Origin of the sequence: Neotamlana laminarinivorans (assembly GCF_020523925.1) — a bacterium.
Lineage (GTDB): Bacteria > Bacteroidota > Bacteroidia > Flavobacteriales > Flavobacteriaceae > Neotamlana > Neotamlana laminarinivorans.
The window spans coordinates 535,623-557,140 of record NZ_JAJAPW010000003.1 but is presented as its reverse complement, the minus strand read 5'-3'; the positions used below and the strand labels follow the sequence as shown (position 1 = coordinate 557,140).

Genomic DNA, 21,518 nt, shown 5'->3' with positions numbered 1-21,518 from the left:
TTTTTATGTAGTTTATTGTATGCTACTTATAAATTTTTTTGCCGCCTTTTCTATGGTAAAATGATGTTTAAAGACGTTACTTGCATTCTGTGTCATTTCAGTTTTTATAGTTTGTGGTGCATCTAACCACTTGCGCACCAATTGATAAGTATCACTAAGGGTGTCTTTATTAACAAAGCCACCATGGCCTTCTTCAATTTCTCTCCAAATATTAACCTTATCTGATATTAACACCGGGGTAGATGTCGCAAGCGCTTCAGCTACAGCGATACCAAAATTCTCTTGATGGCTCGGTAGAATAAAGACCTCAGCATTGTTAAATGCCTTCCATTTTATATCCCCTTTTAGCATCCCTGGAAATAAAATATTATTAGAACCACTTGCTAATTCAAGCATTGCCTTTCCAAACTCAGTATCAAGACCTGGTCCTGCAACCACCAATTGGGGAAGCGTTTTGTACTTCAATTCTAATTTTAAATACGCTTTAATTAGTAAATCGACTCCCTTTTTAGGGTGAATTCTACTTAAAAATAAAAGATACGGTTTTTTATCCCATCCTTTTAAACTAGTTAATAATTCTTCTGAGTTTTTAGATAACAATTCTGGAGGGTTCTGTATGCCATAGCCGACATTTATTTCTTTTTTAGGCTTGTAGTTACTAAAATTTTGTCGTGCTAACAACAATTCTTGTTCACATGTAAATAAAACACCGTTTGCTTTATTTATAACCTTATGTTCTAAAATATGCCAGTACCAAAAATTCCTAATAGCTTTTAGAGTACGTCCCTTGGCTTTTTGAAAGTAAGGGTCTAGCATACCATGTGGCATAATATACACTTTTGGAACTCGTGCATTTGCAATTTTATATTTCTGGATGATTTTAATAGTTCCATAGCTTGGGTAGAGCCATAAGCCATGTATAATAACAACGTCAAACCTTTTCAAATTATCTAATAACCAAAAATCTAGAGTTTTACTGTAAAACCATGCATTGGTGGGACGTCCTAACTTATATATGATAAATTCGTCGATTATCCCATAATCTTCATCTGGATTATCCAAACAGACCACTTCGTTTTGAACACCCATTTTAAGTTGTTCAGGTATTGCATTTCGAATACCTTGACATGGCCCCCCTGTTTGCGGCTTCATGCTCGTGATGACTCTAAGTATTTTCATTCTTATAGTTTAATGCACAAACCCCACTGGTCTGCTAAAATATTTCGCTGTTTTATCTATAGCTCTAACGGCCTTAGCCGGAACACCTCCATATAGCGTCCATTCCTCTGTAAATGTTTTATTCAATAAGGCTTTCGCTCCTAAAACCGAAAAATCAGGTAATACTGCACCACCTAACACTACTACATTAGTACTAACAAATGCGTAAGCTCCAATAGTTATAGGCACACTATTTTGCCTACTTTCGTAAACATCAATAGAATGTGTCAAAAATTGTGAACTGTATCCGGCTATTGTAGCGAATTCTCCGATTTTAATCACATTCGTACAATCTAAATGGTGTTGTTTGGTCACTGCAGCATGTTCTCCTAAAAATAATTTTGATTGTCTATTTTTTTGATGTTTAAAATGTTTAGATTTGGCTTTAGCAGAAAATCCAGTAATCCAATTACTTCGACCGATTTTGGCATTTGCTTTTAATTCTACACAATCTAAATGTACCGCCACATTTAAGTGACCTATTTTAGATCCAGATTCCATTATTAATTGGTCGGGAAATATCCAAGACCAACCAATTTTTGCATTTTTTGCAATGTTATAACCAAACCACTTATTTAATAAACGACGTCTAATAGGCCAAGGCCAGAAAAATGTAAAAAGTTTTTTAATCATTTAATTTGTATTTGTTAATTGATGTAAATTGATATATGCATCTATCATTATATCAACCGAAAAACGTTCGCTATTTTTGAAACCAGCATTTACGAGTTTTAATTTAAACTCTTTGTCTTTAAGCTTCCCAAATGCCTCGGCAAAACCATTGGCATCTTCGGGGGCTACATGTAATGCCGTATTATTGCTTACTTCGGGCATGGGTTCTAAATTACTGGCTATAACAGGAGCGCCACATGCTTGGGCTTCTATTAAAGGCCATCCAAATCCCTCGGACAAGGAGGGAAAAATAAATGCCTTAGTGTTAGTATATAAGGCTAATAACTCTTTGTGGTTAGGTTTTACTATAGATACCACTCGATGTTCAAAGTTTAAGGCTTTAATTTCTAATTTCAATTTATGATCTATTGGTTTGCCGGCAAAAACAATAATTCCCTCCCAACCAGCGCCTAAAGCTTTTAACATATGTACTAATAAACTCCGGTTTTTACGTTTTAAAGCTGAACCTACGTGTAAGATATACGGTTTATTTTCGAGATTAAATTTTTTAAGAATAGGCTGTGATTCCAAAATACTAGCCGGTTGAAAATTTGCATTAAAGGCATTATGAATTACGGTCCAATATTTAGGTGTCTCGTTTAAATTACTCAACGCTTTTAATTGTGATAGGGTAAAGTGAGATACTGCAGCTAAAGCATGTGCTTTACTCAAATTTTTTAAAATCCATTGCTGTAAAATTTTGCCCGTTTTTGATGCCGGACAAAAGGCGTCCTTAAAACCAAAGGCTCCTCGTATAGCCAATACGTCATGACATGTAATTACCGTATTCGTTTTAGGTAGACTTTTAAGATAGGGTGCGTTTGAATGATCACATATGTGATATTTAATACGTTTACTGTCGTTACGATTAAGAAGTACACGCCATTTTAATATTAGCGGAAATATAAGCCATTTATCTATATAGCCCAACCATTTACCAATACTAGATGTTGAATTTTTACAGAAAAATGCGGTAACTACTAAGGGGTTCCATAATTCTGTTTGTATACCCTTTGCCGTGAAACCTTCTAAAAGCATCGTGGCAAAACGCCTCATACTTTCTTGATGATCCAAAGGGTAATTTCCTATTAAAACAATACGGTTAGTCATATCTAATATTTTTCAGGATTTTTTTGATTCAAACTCTGTTTTACTATAGGCTAAAATTAAGCCTGCAGATAATGTTGCAAAGCCTAGTACTGTAGGTTGCGCCCATTGGCCTTTTATTATAATTAAAAATGCAAAACTTATTAACAACCAAGCTAAAAGATAACCTTTTCGCATCGTATAAAAGCTCTTAAATACTAAGTTCAAACTAAAAATTACGCGTAATAAAATCACTCCAATACCTACAACAAAGCCCATTTCACCTACAAGGCGTAACCATTCCTCCTCTGCAATTAAAAATTTAGGTACATCTTGTCCGGTTAACATAGCGGCACCCGCATTTGTTCCCATCCCAATTCCCATGCCCCAAAAAGACAAATTATCAGATTCTGTAAACGCTTCTATTAAACTGCCAAAAACACGCTTTAGGATGGACGTAGAAACGCCTCCCTCATTTTCACTAGCCAGTTCAAAGCGTTTTGTAAAAGCGGCTGTTGATGTTTCAAAAAATGACAGATTACTGAGTAGAAGAATTAATAAAAATCCTAAAAATAAAAAGAGCATAAATCGTAATAAAAATTTAGGGTTTCCAGCTACAGAGAGTATTGCGAATGCCAACGTTAGCCCTACAGAAAACATTAGGGTTCTACTGATTGATAAGGGGATAGCCGCAAGTAAAGCCACCGTTGCGCCTGCCAGTAATAACTTGTTTACAGGTATTTTAGCCAGCCAAAAATATACAATGTAACAGGCTGCGAAACTAAAATACAATACATTACCCGTGGTAAACGAAAAGGTACCGGGAGGCCTAAAATAGCCCATAGCCCCACTAAAACCCGCTCCATCAGTGCTACCTCCTATACCTCTATTTACCCAGGCCGATTGGGGACTGTAAAATTGTAAGCCAATAAGTATGACCATAGGTATTGTAATTATGAGTACCCATCTACCAAGTTCAATAACATCTGCTTTGTAAAATACTTTACTGATAATAAAAATAACCGGAAAGTGAAATAAAAAAATACGGGCACCATAAATAGCCACCATAATATTCCCATGACCAAATACCAAAGCTGTACATACTGACAAAAGGGTAAAAAAGGTGAAACCAATTACATAAGCATTTGCTTTTATAATGTTATATCGCCATGCCATTATTATTAACCCAATAGCTAAGGGGTCACGCACAATTAACAAGGGGGTTGCTAAAAATGGCAAAATCCATTTGCGTAATGCCCCTTCAAAAATTAGCAGTAAAAAATACAGCCACACCCCTTGTTTGAGCCGAAGTATAACCTGCTCTTCTTTAATAAAGATTTGTGTATTTTTTTTTAAGATTGAGGCCATTCTTAAGGCTTTAAACTTTTTATTTTTTCTGCTAGCTCCTTCCCATACAGCTCCCATGGTCTTTGGCTTGCCGTTTTTAAAGCTGCTTTTCCCGCTTCTTTAATTTTGTTTGTTGTTTGTACAAGATCTGCAATACAGTTTTGTAAGGCTTTGGTTGACCCTGCCTCCACAATCCAGCCATTAACCCCATGAGTAATTAAATCTGGGCCAGCTGTTCGGTTTGTGGTTATTACAGGGGTCCCTTGTGACATGGCCTCTGTAATTACTAAACCAAAGCCTTCAAATAAGGACGGAAATAGTAAGACATCATGTTCTCGCATGGTTTTTAATACTTGGTCGTGAGGCAAACTGGGTATCCATCTATGTTTTTGTAAAGCTGAATTTAGCGCTTCGCAGTCTTCTGTACTTTTACGCCCAACAACTGTTAGCTCTACTTGGCTCTGTAAATTCTCTACCGCTTTAAACATATTAGCAATGCCTTTGCGCTGGGATAAGCCGCCTACAAACAGTAACTTAATTGGGCGGTTATTGAAGTGATAGTTTCTATTTTCTACTGGTTTGGGAAAGCCATAAGGGATTACATGAATTGGTCCTAGTTTACCAGCATAATCCTCTAAGGTTTTTTTAGTAAAGGAACTGGCTACAAAAATATGATCGGCCAAGGCTAATTCTTCATCTTTACGCTTTAGCTTTTTAGGAGAATCTTTAAAGCCATGTAGTGTTGCTTTCCATTCTGGCCACTTTTCGATTTCTTCACTTAATAATGTCCGTGCGGTTTTATAGTAACCAATAGGCAAGTCGTACAAACAGGCAATGTTAACATCTTTTGCTGCCTTAAACGAATCACAAGCACCATCTTCGTAAGCATATATCGCATTTATTCCATTTTTAGCAGATTTTTTCAAGCTTTTCGCCACTAATTTATCTGCATGATGGTAAACTCCATCGACAGAATACTTACCAACCTCATGCTTTGTTAAGTGATTAAAACCTAACCTATTAGACAGCAATCTAACCAATTCCATAAAAGGTGCAGTTTCTGTATAGGCTTTTAACTTTATATCAAATTTCCGTCTCTTTAATTCTTTAAACGGAGGAAAGGCAGTTAATTTATACCCTATTGTCCCTGAAAATATTGCGACTGCCGTATAAAATTTATAAATTAATTTCGCTTCTAAGAGCCCTTTTAATACTGCTCTATTATTTTGATTACTTGTAGGATGACTAACAATTACCTTCATATCTGTTTTTTAACCGATTAACCAAGCTCTATTTACCGCAACAAATTCACACGGACTATAATCAAATTCTATATCTCTAATTTTAGATAAAGGTTTTCCAGGATTTCCAACTATTATTTCACCTGGTTTCACAGATTTCGTAACTACGGCCCTTGCTCCAATTACCGCTCCTCTGCCAACATGAACTCCCGCTAAAATCATAGCTCCCGTACCAATCCATGCGTAATCATCAATTTGAACTTCTGCTCTTTTTAATGACCATTTTGGATCAAAAATATCATGTCCTCCAGTTAAAATTTCCGCCCCATCATTTATACATACATTCTTCCCAATAGAAACTTTATTATTTACTACAATTCTAGCTCTACCAATAAATGTCTGACCTCCAACTGTTAAAAACTTCATTCTTCCAGAAAGATTAACTTCACCAATTTCAGCCTGCTCACTTATAGAGGCTCCTTTTCGTCTTAATTTACGAGCTCTATTATTCCTTTTTAAAAGTTCTCTTAAAGAAAATAGCCTTTTTCCCCAAGCTCGATAAAACGAAATACTTGTCGGAGAAAACTTTGCTCTATTTTTCCATAAATAAGATATACTAGCCATAATTTTCAATTTTATTAATAAAACTTAGCGCAATACTGGTCGCGTTAATATTAGGTGCTGTTTCTAAGTTGGATTGTATAAAACAGTTTTTTAGTTGTCCTGAGGAATATTCTACAACTCCATGCACTTGTTCTTGATTAGAATAACCAATGGCGCTCCATGGTTTAGATAAACAAATTACGGGTAAACCGTGATCCCGCATAGCGGCTACCGAACCGCTTTTTTCTATAAGTGTAAATGGTGTTGTGGCCAAACCATATTTAGCCTTACTTAAAACGTATGAAATCGCGATCTCACTCTGAGGCCCTAAAACCGATAATTTAAACCCATGTTTATTAATTACATCGCTCCAATAATTTAAAGCTGAACCGTTTCTACCTAAAGCCACAAAACTTATAGCTTTATCCTGATAAATACCCGATAATTCCTCCATAAATTTTTCTATTGGTGCATGTTGATGGATTGAACCAAAAATCACGAAGTAATTACCTTCAATTTTAGACTCAGGTATTTCTAATCCTGAAAAACCACTCTGTTTTGGTATATTGGAAAATAAAGGTAAAACAGAAGCCTTGAACCCCATATTTTTTAGGTGATGCTTATATAAATTGGTTTGAGTATTTATTAGTTTAGGGTTCAATTTTTTAAAAATCAATCCAATTAATAACTTTTGTAACTTGCCTACTATCTTTTCTTTTTTAGGTGATTGATAGCTCATGCCAATCCACAATTCGTGAACCATTACATGTAAATTGCGTTCACCAATTACAGATTTAAGAGCCTTTCCTAAACCAAAAGGCAAGCCTTTATTATGAAAAGCGTAAGGTACAAATTGTAAACTAACCCAATTAGGATTTACTTTAATTACAAAAGACTGAGCCATTTTTGTTCGTTCCTTAATAGATAATGCAAACGGTAGTCTTAAACAACTTACCTTAAACTCATTAATAATTAAATCTTCGCTAATTACGGTGTTACAATGTTTATCACTAAAAGCTAACAAACTAACTTCTACCTCTTTGTTACACAACTCAGCACAAAGTCTACGTGTATAATCTCCCACCCCATCTTTACCAGGTTCTAAGGAGCCACAAATAAACGTAATCTTCATGCTAAATTATGTATTTATATTAATAGAGGCTTAGGCCTTTAAAGTTTGTTTACCAATTTGGAAATATTCGAAACCATTTTTCAACATCATTTTATCATTGTATTGGTTACGACCATCAAAAACTATTGGTGTTTTGAGTTGGGCTTTTAATTCTTCAAAATCTGGGATTCTAAATTCTTTCCAGTCGGTTAATAATAGCATAGCATCGGCATCAACAATGGCTTCGTATTTGGAATTGCAATATGTTATGTTTTGAATGCCTTTTAGGTAACATTCTTGCGCTTCGTGCATAGCTTTAGGGTCGTAGGCTTTTATTTTAGCTCCACGGCTTACTAAATCTTTGATGATGTAAATGGCAGGTGCTTCACGCATATCGTCGGTATCAGGTTTAAAAGACAGCCCCCATATTGCAAAGGTTTTGCCTGACAGATCTTCTCCGAAACGTTTTACTACTTTTTTAGCGATAACTAGTTTTTGTTTATCGTTAACCGATTCCACCGACCCGATCAATTCCGCATCAAACCCATATTCTTTGGCTGTACGGTGAAGGGCTTTCACATCTTTAGGGAAGCAAGAGCCACCGTAACCTGCACCTGGATAGATGAAGCTGTAGCCAATACGGCTGTCTGAACCGATACCAATGCGTACATCATTTACATCTGCCCCCACTAATTCACAGATGTTAGAAATTTCGTTCATGAAGGAAATTTTAGTTGCTAACATGGCGTTGGCTACGTATTTGGTCATTTCTGCGGAACGTACATCCATTACTATTAAACGGGCTGAACCGCTTCTGAAAAAGGGTGAATACAACGTACGCATGGTTTCGGCAGTTTCTTCACTATCGGCTCCAATTACCACGCGGTCTGGTTTCATAAAATCGCTAATGGCATCGCCTTCTTTAAGAAATTCCGGATTGGACACCACATCGAAATGAATATTGACCCCACGCTTTTCTAATTCCTCATTAATTTGGGCTCTCACTTTGTCGGCTGTTCCTACTGGTACTGTTGATTTATCAACCACAATAAGTGGGGTGGTCATGTTTTGCCCGATTTCTTTAGCCACTTGAAGTACGTACTTTAAATCAGCAGATCCATCGTCGCCCATAGGTGTTCCTACGGCAATAAAAGCGATGTCGCAGCCCTCTAGGTTTTCTGATAGTTTTGTACTGAATTTTAAGGTATTGCGCTCATAGTTGCGTTTCACCATAACTTCCAAACCTGGTTCGTAAATTGGAATGATGCCTTCTTCTAGTTTTTGAATTTTGTTTGTATCGACATCAATACAGGTTACTTTGTTTCCCATTTCTGCAAAACAGGTTCCGCTTACCAAACCTACATATCCTGTACCTATTACTGTTATTTTCATAAAGCTTATTATTTTTTATTTAATTATTTACTGTAAAATCGGCCTATAATTTTTGCAACCAATATACTTAATTTTTTCCTTTTTATTTCAAGATTACTATGTGCGGAGAATGGTGTATTGTTTACTCTCCAATAACTTACATCTGTTAGTCTAGGTTGATGTCCTTGTATTGCTCTACTTAGTAAATTTGTTTTCCAAGGTTTTGGACTGCCCAGAGCATGAATCATCAGATTATATCCTTCCTTAAACCCCATACCTTCAAGACCTATATAGCTTACATGATCTTTATAACATTCAATTGCCGCATTTAAAGCGTCTTGGTCTGATTTATCAAAAATTTGAAACCCTTTTTTCACAGGTATTGTTGTTTTGTAGGTTTGATTTGAAAAAATAGAATTTTCAAGACCTCCGATTGCATTTGCCATGTAATCTTGTATATTTTTCCATAGTTTTAAAAATTCTAAATTACTTTTGTTTACTCCTATAAAACCACCATTTACATAAATATTAGATTTGCATTTTAATGACATGTTGTATTCCTTGAAATAGGTACGCCAACCCACTCGTCTTGGATGTAATTCTTCAAGGGGAGAATTAACATCTTCAGATACTGCTATTCCACAGTTGGCCCATTCCTCGAAACATGCCCAAGGTTGTTTGACCACAATATCTGGATCGAAGTAAAACATATAATCCAATTCTTTTGCTGGGCCGTTAAGTAAGTCTAACATAAAATTAGGTTTATAATTTGTTAAGCTGTACGATGTTGATAAGGGTATAAAATATAAAGTCATTTCTTCCTTTATATTTTTCACTTTCATGACATTATCATAACCTTGAATACTTACACGTTCTCCTGCGTTTACCCAATCTGGTAAATCCCCTCTATATCCTACATACATTGCACCTCTGAACCCCGAATGGTATAATGAATTTGACAATGTAGCCACTCCATAATGATAATGTCCCTCAAACAGGGTACATATAGCTGATTTAGATGTCATTAATTTTTATTTAATTATTTTTTAATTTAAAAATTTTGTAATACCCATATAACATATGTGATAGAAATTGCACTAAGCCTACTAAAATATTTAATTTAATTGCCCCCATTAAGTTGGATACATCAATTATAGTAATACCCACTATTAAAGTTATAAAACTTATTGAAATTGCTAAGATAGGATGTTGAATCCAACCTCTTCCCGAATACAAGTTATAAATAAGGCCGGCGATAAGTGATAATGTTGCACCCAAAATTAACCACACAATTTCTGTATTTAAATTTTCATAGTCAGCTCCTAATATCCATAATATTTGAGATGAAAACCAATAAGTCATACTAACCACTACGAGTAATACCACAAGCAATATAAGCACCACTAAAGTATATCTTTTAATTAATACTTGAAAACTTTCTGTTAATCGCGCAAATCTTGGTGCAATTAAAATATTAAACACCATAGTAAATAAGGTTAATAACACCGCTATTCGGTTTAATGCTCCTATTTCTGCAACTGCTTTAGTGGTTCCAAATATTGATAATAACCAGATGGTTATTTGACTTGAAAACGCATAATAAACCGATTCAGGAAAAATACGTGAAACGGTTTTTATGATTTTTTTGCGGATGGCAGGCGATGGTTTTTGCTTTAAATTCACATGTTGTAAAGCTATTTTTTTTAACCTATAATTACCTACTATCTGTGAAATACCGGCAGATAAAAGTGCCACATAAGCAATAGGGAAAAAGAGTATGGATCCCAATAAAAGCAATAATCGCCCCAAGTTAACCCCAATTTGATTAATTTGCAGTGGTCTGATATTCTGGTGTAATTGAGGCACTATGACTAATAAAGCATTAGAAATAGAAGCCGTAAAAGCCGGAATTAATGCTATAATTATCAAAACGGCTGAAGTGATACTCGCATCATTTTTTAATAGGAGGTAAAATAAAATTGGTATTCCAATTATTAAGCTCGCGAAAATGAATTTTTTTCTTAATTGGAGTCCTGTAACCATTACTTCGCCCAAATGGTTTTTATTTTTCCAAACTTTACTCCCTTGCGCCATTACACCTTTAGATATACCACCATTCGCCAACAAGACCATAGCACCTAGCATACTATTCCCTAGAGTGTATAAGGCGTATTCAGAAGGCGGTAATATTCTAATTACTAAAATACCTGAAATCAATCCTAATCCTTGAACTAAGGCTTGAGCCATACTCGTAGAACCTATTAACATAAACCAAGGTTTCAGCCTCATAAAAATGGAGCGATTAGATATGTTCCTCATTGACAACTATACTGGTTTTTTGATAAAAGTTAAATTAATTCGATATCTATTCATTTTTTCATTTCATTTTTTCTTTGTTCCTTGTACCATCACCGAGCACTTAACTCTTCATAATTGTTTGTATTCCAATTACTTATGATGTACTTACAGCGTTTTTACAAAATTATTAGATGTTTTAACCTCAGCCTCAGTATCTTTTGATTTTTTTATTTTTCGCCTTAAATGTCTTATTAATGCTCTTGAATGAAATTTTCTAAAAAACTGTGAATAAGAATAATATAAATTTCCTAATCTGTTATTCTTTTTATTTTTATGCAAACTTTCTGCGCAATCTGCTAAAACATTAAACATCACCTCATTTGAAAACCAATTTTCCCAATTTTCACGGGCTAAGTTTCCCATATGGATAGCTTGTTCTTTTTTTGCCTCCAATATTTCAGGGATTTTATGCACTTCATTTTCTTTTACCCTGATAGCAAATTCGTCCCAATTTGGTCCGTTCATAGGCACCCACTCGTCTGAAATGATTACTGGCACTAGACCCATTTGCATGACTTCATAGACCCGATAGGTATCTGGACCAATGCCTCTAGGGCATAAGACAAAGTAACTATTTTTATATACATCTACCGATTCTTGAGTGAGTTTTAGTTTTTCCTTATTACTTAATTTCCAATACACCAATTTACTGGTGTCCTTTAAAAAACAGTTTTGGTATTGAATGTCTAGAATTTTATATCTGGTTTTGTTGGTGGTGCAAGAACCTAAAAATGAAAATAAATATTTTCTTTTATGGCTTAACTCCGTGTATACCACAGAATCGTTGGTGGTTTGACGTGCTATAAAAGGGGCTGGGTAGCATAAGCCTTTATTGAAATAAGATTTCTCTAAGGTTGGAGATAGCATGGGTAAAATGGGTAGCGGCCTATCTACATCGGCATATAATATTACCTTCTGCTTATATTTTTTTGTTAATTCGTGTTTAATGACCTGAAAATAATAGGGATCGTCGGAAAGGTGTTGCTCCAAAAACAAAATAACATCAGCTTCTTCTGGATTTTCCACTATAGCATGCCTAGGGTTCTGGGTTTCTTCCGCCAAATTTTTTAGCCAATTTACCGCAAAGTTATTTTCTTGATTATAGGGGTACGCTGATGTTAAAAAAAGTTTCATAATACTTATACTTTTAGTGGTTTGGTTACTCTAAATTATAGCTCTTAGGGAGTTTATTTAGGCGTCTTAGGTGTTTCCTGTATTTCCATAGCCACCGTAGAAATCGTTTTTCTCGTTTTTTATATCGTTTATTACTAACATTAAGTTGTTGATTTTGTTTGTTTCTACTATCTCGTTTACCAATTTCAAGTCTGTTTTTTTGGTATAATTTTGACGTAGCACAAAAATAGCCGCATCTGTATGCTTTGCTAAAGCAAAGGCATCTGCTACTTTCCCTACAGGAGGTGTATCGATAATGATGTAATCGAATTGTGATTTTAGCTGTGCAAAAAGCTGCTCAACCCGTTGGTGAATTATTAATTCCCCAGGATTAGGCGCCATGGTACCTGCCCCAATAAAGTGTAAGTTTGGCACCTGTTGGTAAGCGATTAGTAACTGCTGTATTTGTATCTCGGGATCGATTATGTAATCGGATAGCCCATATTCATACTTTAAATCTAATTCTTTAGTTAATTTAGGTATCCTAAGGTCAAAACCTAGGACAACTACTTTTTTGCCTGTAAGTGCTAAACTCGCTGCTAAGTTTGTAGATACAAAAGTTTTACCTTCTCCAGGATTCCCGGAGGTTACCATAATGGTTTGGTTGGCTTCATTTTTGGTCATAAACTTTAAATTGTGCCTCATTAACCTAAAAAGTTCCGCAATTGGTGTGTTGCTATTTTTACTTAGCACTACTGCTTTATTGGTTTTATTATGAGCCACCAGACCTAAAATTGGGGTACTGGTTAATTCGCTTACTTCATCATGATCTTTAATTTTAGTGTTTAATGCTTCTTTTAAAAATACAAAGCCAAAAGGCACTAAAAGCCCAAACATTAGAGCTCCTAAGTATACTGGTGTTTTAGCCCCATTTATTGGATATCCACTAGACCTAGGTTCTTCAATAACCCGTGTATCGGCAAAAGGCACACTGATAGATAGGGCTTCTTCTTCTTTTTTCTGTAGAAGAAATAGGTACAAACCTTGTTTGAGCCCTTGATCTCTATTAATTTCTAATAAGGCTCTTTCAGCCGAGGGCACTGAGGAAATTTTAGACCTGTATTGGGAGGACTGGTTTATTAAATCCCGTTGTGATCTGGTTAGTTGTAATTTAATGCCTTTAACATTTTCTAATATCTGTCGTTTACTAGACTCCAAACGCTTATCGATTTCTCCCAACATGGGATTCCCTATTCCCGTTGCATTTACTAAAGCTACTCTTTCTTGCACAACTGTGTTATAATTCATGATTGCAGCCACTAATGCCGGGTTTTGGATGTTGTAGGAACTTATAGCTGTATAATTTCCGCTCCCGGACTGCACTAAGGTTCTATCGAGTGCGTTAATGGCATTGATTTCAGTTCGCAATGTCACTAACTCCCTATCCACTTGATCGGCCAATTGGATAAAGCGTGATGCATCTGCCTCGACATTGGTTAAGTTATTACTTTGCTTATAATTTTCAACACTTTTTTCTGCGCTATTTAAATCTGTAGTTAGCAGGCTTAAACGCTCATCAATCAATTTTAGGGTAGATTCGGCTAGCAAATTTTTGTGCTTCGCAGAATTACGTGCATATACTTCTATAAGTTTATTAATTAAGTCTTCTCCGCGTTGCGGTATTGCATCAGTTAAACCTATTTCGAGCAATCCCCCGCCGTTTTCGTATACCGGAAACACATCTAAACGGTAATTGTAATTAGAAGCCATAGCCTCGGGATCCTTAAATTTAACAATTACAGGTTTGGTATTTTTAAGGTCTAATTTTTCTTGCTGTAATTCCACATGAAAGTTTCCAAATTCGGTAGCTATCATTTCCCCGAATTCATACACTTTTTTATCAACCACTTCGTCGTCGACTAATTTTTCAACACTAAATTTGAATTCATCAAGCACTTTAACCCTACCTAATGTTCCTTGTTTTAACAACGGTAATGTATCATTTAATACCACTTTAAACGGTAGAGATTTTACATACACCTCCACCTCATTAAAGCTTCCTTCTGCGTAATATGCCACTGCAAAATCTAACTCATTAATTGTTTCTAACATTAAATCGTAAGATAGTAGTACCCCTATCTCGTCTTGAATGTTTTTAGACATTTTAATCAAGCCTAGATCGCTTAAAGACTGTAACCCTGAAGCCTCTCCACCACCATTCTCTTTATCATTAAGCAATACTTTACCCGCAATGTAATATTCAGACACTACATTATAACGAATATGCAAAAATGCCAATACCAGACAGATTACACTACCTATTACAAATAAATACCAGTATTTTAGATAATTAGATACTATTTTAGCAATATCTTTTTCCATAATTAATAAATCACATTTTATTTTTAAACTTTTTGCCCCTGTTTTGAGGAACTATAATGAATAACGTTTTTTTACTTTTTAAAAGTATGAATAAATTTAATACTACCAAGCCAAGACTATCCTCTCTATCTCTTTACTTAATTTTACGCTAAACCGTTAGCAAATGAACTGTAAATTCAGATAGCAACTCACTTATTTTTTTTAAGCGGCCCTTATGCATTAAAACACTCCCCATTGCCTATTTGCTTTGGTTTGTATTAGGGTAATAAAATAACGGATAATTACATGAGAGTATTCCCTGTTTTGATTCATAAATAGCAATATATCTTAAATTTAATTCACATTTATATCAGCTCCTTTTAGGTAAGCTTTTATAACACGTTTACATTTCAATTCTGCTATTAATCTCAATTTGTGTTCAGGTAAGTTATTCAATAACTTTGATACAAAAGAATATAGAATTCTATTATTTATTTTGTTATTTCTTTATATCGCTATTATTTTCGTTGAATTACATTTTAATAGGCTGGAGACTATCTTACACTCTCCCTAAGCCCTAAAATTTCCGATAAAAATCACATTTAATAACCTATCCCATTCGTGTTCCTGCTTTTTTGACGTAAAATTAAAGTTACCAAAGGCTTGTATTTATTTTTTTTTTATACATTTAAACTCTCCTAAGAACAATAAACAATCAAAAAGAATGAAAGCAGTTATACTTGCTGGGGGTTTTGGAACCCGAATTAGTGAAGAAAGTGGTATTCGCCCCAAGCCTATGGTTGAAATTGGAGGCAAACCCATATTATGGCATATCATGAAAATTTATTCTCATCATGGTATCAACGATTTTATTATTTGTTGTGGCTACAAAGGTTACGTTATTAAAGAATATTTTTCGAATTATTTTTTACACACTGCGGATGTTACTTTTGATATGAAAACCAATAGTATGGCCGTTCATCATAAAAAATCGGAACCTTGGACGGTGACCTTAGTTGACACCGGAGAAAACACTATGACTGGTGGACGACTTAAACGGGTTGCGGAATATATAGGCAATGAAACCTTTTGTTTAACTTATGGTGATGGTGTAAGTAATGTTAATATTACCGATCTGATTCAGTTTCACAAGCGCCATGGTAAATTCGCTACGCTTACTTCTGTAAGACAACCTGGACGCTTTGGCGTTTTTACCCTCCAAAAAGATGAAAATCAAATTCAGTATTTTAAGGAAAAACCTAAAGGTGATTCTGATGGCACTGCATGGATTAACGGTGGCTATTTTGTTTTAGAGCCTGAAATATTAGATTATATTGATGATGACTCGACAGTATTTGAAAAAGAACCATTAGAACAGCTGGCCTCGAGTGGTCATTTATTTGCCTTTAAGCATCATGATTTTTGGCAACCTATGGATACCTTAAGAGATAAAAATGTTTTGGAAGGTCTTTGGAGTTCAAGACAAGCGCCTTGGCACATATGGTAAGATTAGCAGCGTTACATATTTTACCTGACCTTTTGAAACTTAATTTGAAGTTTTTTCCTTTTAATTCCTGCACCAGCTTCTGTATTTATAAATTTGAGGCTGTACCGCATTTCTATTTAAACTTTGAAATTTTTAATTTATTGACTTCAACTCGTCGCATTAATTTGGAGCGCATGGTATTTTCCATAAAAGATCTAATAGAAAAAAGGCCTCATATGGCATTCTATATTTATTTTTAGCCAATCTTTTAATTGTTAAAAATATCTTTAGAACAATAATTAATACAACTAAAAACATATTCGATTTTTAAACCGTAACAATGACAACACAAAAACTTTTTGATAGATATCAAGGAAAAAAAGTATTTATCACAGGAAATACCGGATTTAAAGGATCCTGGCTATCTATATGGCTCAAGGAATTAGGCGCCGATGTTTATGGCTATGCGTTACCCCCCTTAAACTCTCTAGATAATTTTAAGGTTTGCGATTTGGAAAACAAAATTAATCAAACTTACGGGGATGTTACTGATTTTGAACACTTACATGCCCAAATTACCTCTGTAGATCCTGACTATATTTTTCATCTTGCCGCCCAAGCCCTTGTTATTGACTCTTATAATGACCCTGTATCCACTTATTCCACAAATGTTATGGGTGTTGTTCATGTTTTACAAGCTGCACGAGATGCTAAAAACTTGAAGAGTATTGTGGTTATTACCAGTGATAAATGTTACGAGAATAAAGAACAGGTTTGGGGATATAAAGAAAATGATGAGATCGGGGGAAGCGATCCTTATTCCGCCTCCAAAGGTTGTGCTGAATTAGTTATCTCTTCATTTCGACGCTCCTTTTATAGCGACTCTCCTGTATCTGTTGTAAGTACTAGGGCCGGTAATGTTATAGGCGGCGGCGATTGGTCTGCCAACCGACTTATACCAGATATTTTTAAGACCCTACGTGCTAATGAGACTTTAGAGATACGAAATCCGGCCGCAACTCGCCCATGGGAGCACGTTTTAGAACCTTTATCAGGTTATATGCAATTGGCACTTTTGTCTGAAAATAATAAACGCTATGAAGGCGCTTGGAATTTTGGTCCAAGTACTTACCGACATTATAATGTACTGGAAGTTGTAAAAGAAATTGAAAAAACCACAGCTATAGATTATAACACACCCGAACACACTAGTAAATTACATGAAGCTAATCTTTTAAAATTAGATATCACTAAAGCGGCCAACACCCTAAATTGGGTTCCTCAATTAAATTTTGAAGACACCATAAAATTTACAGTTGAAGGCTATCTTGTACAAGACGATAAGGACATTTATTCGCATCGTGTTAAACAAATCGAGGACTATACCGAATTAGCCAGACGTCAAAACACCTCTTGGGCCTTATGATTTTTACAGAAACCACTTTAAAAGGCGCTTACGTTCTTGATTTAGAAAAACGTGGCGACCACCGGGGATTTTTTAGTCGTACTTTTTGTGCTAAGGAATTTGAATCGCATCACTTAAATTCTCATTTTGTACAGGGTAATATGTCTCACAACCATTTTAAGCATACCTTAAGAGGCATGCATTATCAAACAGACGGCGCTGAAGAAGCAAAACTTGTAAGGTGTACAAAAGGCGCCTTGCTGGATGTTATTCTAGACATTCGCCCCGATTCGAAAAGTTATGGATCCTATTTTTCGGTTGAACTCTCTGAAAAAAATGGCAGACAATTATATATACCAAAAGGTATGGCCCATGGATTTTTAACCTTAGAGGATGATACTGAAATCGCATATCTTGTCTCTGAGTATTACACTCCAGGAAAAGAAGCCGGCATAAGATGGAACGATCCTGCTTTTAATATTAACTGGAATGTTGAACATCCTATTCTTTCTGACAAAGATTTGGCCTATCCAGATTATAAAAAACCGTTGTAATATAAAACCTTAGCTATATACATCATTTGATTTTAATTATTGTTTCACAGTTTTGTTATACACCTATTAGCTAAAGTAAGGCCACACACTTAATACCGTTTTGATCGCATTGTTCAAACCTTGAAAAAATTTATATTTATGATAATTGTAGATACCGCATTAAAAAAAAGAGAAGAATCTGGAAATCCTGTTAAGGTAGGCCTTATAGGAGCTGGTTTTATGGGACAAGGCATTGCCGTTCAAATTACGCAGTCTGTCCCTGGTATGGAGCTTGTTGCTATAGCTAACAGAACCGTTGATAAAGCCATACATGCGTACGCCATATCTGGAATTGAAAATGCCCTTGTTGTAAGTGGTGTTACCACTTTAGAGGACAATATCGCTAAAGGAAAATATAGCGTAACCGATAACCCTCACTTATTGTGTGAAGCCGATGGCATTGATGTTATCATAGAAGTTACTGGTGCTATAGAGTATTCTACTTCTGTAATAATGAATGCTATTAAACATAAAAAGCATGTGGTTTTAATGAACGCCGAAATTGACGGTACTATTGGCCCCATATTAAAGAAGTATGCTGATGAGGCAGGTGTTATATTAACTGGTTGCGATGGCGACCAACCCGGAGTAGAAATGAATTTATATCGGTTTGTCAAATCGATAGGTGTAACACCTGTTTTGTGCGGAAATATTAAAGGCTTACACGACCCTTATCGCAACCCCACGACTCAAAAGGGATTTGCTGAAAAATGGAAACAAAATCCTTCTATGGTTACTTCTTTTGCAGATGGCACCAAAATATCTTTCGAACAAGCATTAGTTGCCAACGCTACAGGAATGACTGTTGGTAAACGGGGTATGCATGGACCCACTGTTGCTTATGGGAGCTCTTTACACGATGTTGTTAATGACTTATATCCTTTAGAACAACTACTTGAAGGCCCCGGCATAGTTGACTATGTTGTTGGCGCGAGTCCTGGTCCTGGTGTATTTGTTTTGGGTACTCATGACAACCCTATCCAACAACACTACTTAAATTTATATAAACTCGGTGAAGGTCCTTTATATTTATTTTACACCCCCTATCATTTATGTCACTTTGAAGCTCCGTTAACAGCTGCTCGCGCTGTACTATTTAATGATGCTGCGCTAACGCCCCTTGCAGGCCCCACAGTTGATGTTATTACTGCTGCCAAAACTGATTTAAAAGCAGGTTCTACTTTAGATGGGCTAGGTCATTACATGACTTATGGTTTATGTGAAAATTATCCCATTTCAAGACAAGAAAACCTTCTTCCTATTGGACTTGCTGAGGGTTGTCAATTAGTTAGAGACATCCCAAAAGATGGCATTATTACCTATGATGATGTTATACTACCCTCAGGCCGTTTATGTGACAAATTAAGAACAGAGCAAGATCAACTTTTTAAGCTATAAAGTAGGTATGGCTATTCCTTCTAATTTAATTAGTTTCTAATACAAAAAGCATCTCATAACCTTATATCATGAGATGCTTTTTGTATATTATAAGTAATCTTAATGTAAACTAAATCCTTATTTTTTTTGTTGTATTTACACCACTTTTCTAAGTTTCTCATTAACAATACCATCCATTTCCTTCAATAAAAATAAGGCCTTATTTGCACCGATAGCTTTTTGCCCTGATGGATTATTCATTAACCATTTCTGAACATTAATTTGTTTGTTTGAAATTAGTTTTGATAGTAAAACTAAGTCATAAGTATCGTCTTTCACCCACTTTTGAATTGTTTTAATATCCTCTTGATGCACTGATGCTGGTTTTCCGTTGAAAGACACATAGCCATTTACTCCAGGTATACCAAAAACAAGACCTCTGTATTTACTCGGTATGCTCGTGAATATATATGTTTGAAAAAGCGGTGTTTCCACTACTTTTTGAGCATTACTCCAATATTTAATTTCCTTAACTATTGGGTTAAACACTTCAATATTCATTTTTTGCAATATCTCTGCAACTTTTTTTTCTTGATTCCTTTTTACAGACAGTACAAACCAATTCATAAACTTCTTTAATTTTAGGTTATTTAGTATGCTTTTTCTTCACCACTAATGGCATTGAAAACCGTTAAAACAATAATTTTAAAATCTAACAGAAACGACCACTTTTCGACATATAAAATGTCTAATCTAATTCTGTTTAATATATCTGATGGATTAATAATTTCTCCTCTGTAGCCTTTAATCTGTGCCAAACCTGTAATGCCTGGTTTTACAAAGTGGCGCACTAAATATTTATCTACCGAAATCTCATAATCTGAGGTATGCTGTTCCATATGCGGACGTGGTCCCACGACACTCATATCTCCCATAAACACATTAAAAAACTGCGGTAACTCATCAATACTAGTTTTACGTAAAATACGACCGATTTTAGTCACTCGCTTATCGTTTTTTGTTGCCATTTTAGTGTTAGCATCTGTATTATTTGCCATGGATCTAAACTTAATACACTTAAATGTTTTACGCTTCAAACCATGCCTGTTCTGACTAAAGAACAAAGGACCAGGTGACTCCAATTTAACTAACACGTATAAAATAGGTACTAACCACGATAGCACCCCTAGAATAACCAAAGAAGAAAAGACGATATCAAAAATACGTTTAGCTATTTTACCAAACTCGGCATCCAAAGGCACTGTTCTTAAATCCAGTACCGGAATCTGATCGTATTTTTGCACTGTCATAGCCGGTGTAAAAATATCTTTGTTATCTGGTATTATTTTAAGCTTAATTAAATTATTATCTGCAAAATTGATAAGATTTTGTAAATCGGACTTTGTTAATTTAGCCGCAGTACAATAGACTTCATCCACCTGATTGTCAATAATATATTTAAAACACTCTAGTATTTCTCCTAGATAGGTTGGACTTTGTGATGGATTATCATCAAAAAACCCACAATATCTATATCCGTAATACGGATTATCAAAAACACGGCGTATTTTTTTTAAATTTTTGTCCCGACCTATTACTACTACATTTAAATAATTTCCTCCTTTAGAGCGATAGTGCCTTATAAACATGTAGAATAGCCACCTATACGCTGTTAGCAACACACAAATAATGAGGTAAATCACCAATTGATGTCTAATAAATTCAGGCTGAATACCCGTTACACCAAACCATGAAAAATATGTTAATCCATAAATAATATACAGATAGAACATTTTTTTTATGTTCGTCATAAAGGTTTCTTTACGCGCAGTAGGATAGTAATTTAAATTGTATGTAATGAGTAACCAAGACACATTGTAGAATAAAATGCTTAATACATTTAGGTAGGTGTCTGGCGTCAAAAAATAAAGCACTCCATTAATTATACTTAAATGTACAATTATTGAAAATGGTATTATTAAATGAGAGTAACTCTTCGTTTTCATATAGCAACTTCAACTATTTTTTACCTAGTTAAAACCAGATAGGGTATGTTTTATTTTTGGTAAAATCAGAATTCACTAAACTAATTCACCAAATTTTTTTTGCTATTAATCAAATTTGAGTGTCTTATTTATTTGTTGACGTGTACAAATGAACGTAGAAAAATTTTATG

The 21,518-nt window shown here is 35.1% G+C and carries 18 protein-coding genes; 4 read left to right on the top strand and 14 right to left on the bottom strand.

Annotated features, from left to right (window positions below; all coding sequences use genetic code 11):
* Nucleotides 1-12 precede the first annotated feature (12 nt).
* The 12 genes from LG649_RS09115 to LG649_RS09060 form a co-directional block, all read right to left on the bottom strand.
* On the bottom strand, nt 13-1,179 hold the full coding sequence (locus tag LG649_RS09115; protein WP_226543518.1) for a glycosyltransferase: 1,167 nt from the start codon (nt 1,177-1,179) through the stop codon (nt 13-15).
* 9 nt (nt 1,180-1,188) lie between these two features.
* Nucleotides 1,189-1,851 (bottom strand): acyltransferase, encoded by a 663-nt coding sequence (locus LG649_RS09110; RefSeq protein ID WP_226543517.1) that lies wholly within the window; start codon nt 1,849-1,851, stop codon nt 1,189-1,191.
* Nucleotides 1,852-3,000, bottom strand: coding sequence for a glycosyltransferase family 4 protein (locus LG649_RS09105; RefSeq protein WP_226543516.1), 1,149 nt, complete (start codon nt 2,998-3,000; stop codon nt 1,852-1,854).
* Between the two features lie 12 nt (nt 3,001-3,012).
* Entirely contained in the window at nt 3,013-4,401 is a 1,389-nt protein-coding gene (locus tag LG649_RS09100) for a hypothetical protein (protein ID WP_226543515.1), read from the bottom strand.
* Nucleotides 4,347-5,369, bottom strand: coding sequence for a glycosyltransferase family 4 protein (locus LG649_RS09095; protein WP_226543514.1), 1,023 nt, complete (start codon nt 5,367-5,369; stop codon nt 4,347-4,349). Before LG649_RS09095 ends, LG649_RS09100 begins: the two co-directional genes overlap by 55 nt.
* A gap of 225 nt (nt 5,370-5,594) precedes the next feature.
* Nucleotides 5,595-6,188 carry an acyltransferase gene (locus LG649_RS09090; RefSeq protein ID WP_226543513.1) on the bottom strand — a complete coding sequence of 198 codons (594 nt, stop codon included), beginning with the start codon at nt 6,186-6,188 and terminating at the stop codon, nt 5,595-5,597.
* A complete protein-coding gene (locus tag LG649_RS09085) occupies nt 6,181-7,299 on the bottom strand; it encodes a glycosyltransferase family protein (protein ID WP_226543512.1) in 1,119 nt (372 codons plus the stop codon). The genes LG649_RS09090 and LG649_RS09085 overlap by 8 nt, the downstream gene beginning before the upstream one ends.
* A 30-nt stretch (nt 7,300-7,329) precedes the next feature.
* Nucleotides 7,330-8,670 carry a UDP-glucose dehydrogenase family protein gene (locus tag LG649_RS09080; protein WP_226543511.1) on the bottom strand — a complete coding sequence of 447 codons (1,341 nt, stop codon included), beginning with the start codon at nt 8,668-8,670 and terminating at the stop codon, nt 7,330-7,332.
* Between the two features lie 23 nt (nt 8,671-8,693).
* Nucleotides 8,694-9,611, bottom strand: coding sequence for a hypothetical protein (locus LG649_RS09075; protein WP_226543510.1), 918 nt, complete (start codon nt 9,609-9,611; stop codon nt 8,694-8,696).
* A 73-nt stretch (nt 9,612-9,684) separates the two neighbouring features.
* Nucleotides 9,685-10,896, bottom strand: coding sequence for an MATE family efflux transporter (locus LG649_RS09070; protein ID WP_226543509.1), 1,212 nt, complete (start codon nt 10,894-10,896; stop codon nt 9,685-9,687).
* 216 nt (nt 10,897-11,112) lie between these two features.
* Nucleotides 11,113-12,141, bottom strand: a complete 1,029-nt coding sequence (locus LG649_RS09065; protein ID WP_226543508.1) for an exostosin domain-containing protein — start codon at nt 12,139-12,141, stop codon at nt 11,113-11,115.
* Between the two features lie 66 nt (nt 12,142-12,207).
* Entirely contained in the window at nt 12,208-14,502 is a 2,295-nt protein-coding gene (locus LG649_RS09060; protein WP_226543507.1) for a GumC family protein, read from the bottom strand.
* Nucleotides 14,503-15,205: 703 nt separating this feature from the next.
* Here LG649_RS09060 and rfbF point away from each other — a divergent pair.
* From rfbF to LG649_RS09040, 4 genes are all read left to right on the top strand, one after another.
* Entirely contained in the window at nt 15,206-15,988 is a 783-nt protein-coding gene (gene rfbF / locus LG649_RS09055; protein WP_226543506.1) for a glucose-1-phosphate cytidylyltransferase, read from the top strand.
* 319 nt (nt 15,989-16,307) lie between these two features.
* A complete protein-coding gene (gene rfbG / locus LG649_RS09050; protein WP_226543505.1) occupies nt 16,308-17,393 on the top strand; it encodes a CDP-glucose 4,6-dehydratase in 1,086 nt (361 codons plus the stop codon).
* Nucleotides 17,390-17,926, top strand: a complete 537-nt coding sequence (gene rfbC / locus LG649_RS09045; protein WP_226543504.1) for a dTDP-4-dehydrorhamnose 3,5-epimerase — start codon at nt 17,390-17,392, stop codon at nt 17,924-17,926. Before rfbG ends, rfbC begins: the two co-directional genes overlap by 4 nt.
* A gap of 138 nt (nt 17,927-18,064) precedes the next feature.
* The gene (locus tag LG649_RS09040) at nt 18,065-19,363 is read left to right on the top strand and encodes an NAD(P)H-dependent oxidoreductase (RefSeq protein WP_226543503.1); all 1,299 of its coding nucleotides are present in this window, start codon (nt 18,065-18,067) and stop codon (nt 19,361-19,363) included.
* A 135-nt stretch (nt 19,364-19,498) separates the two neighbouring features.
* Here the strand turns inward: LG649_RS09040 and nusG are convergent, their stop codons facing one another.
* Together nusG and LG649_RS09030 are read right to left on the bottom strand one after the other, a co-directional pair.
* Complete coding sequence (gene nusG / locus LG649_RS09035; RefSeq protein WP_226543502.1) at nt 19,499-19,969, bottom strand: transcription termination/antitermination protein NusG; 471 nt, start codon at nt 19,967-19,969, stop codon at nt 19,499-19,501.
* A 23-nt stretch (nt 19,970-19,992) separates the two neighbouring features.
* Nucleotides 19,993-21,348, bottom strand: a complete 1,356-nt coding sequence (locus LG649_RS09030) for an undecaprenyl-phosphate glucose phosphotransferase (protein ID WP_226543501.1) — start codon at nt 21,346-21,348, stop codon at nt 19,993-19,995.
* Nucleotides 21,349-21,518 lie beyond the last annotated feature (170 nt).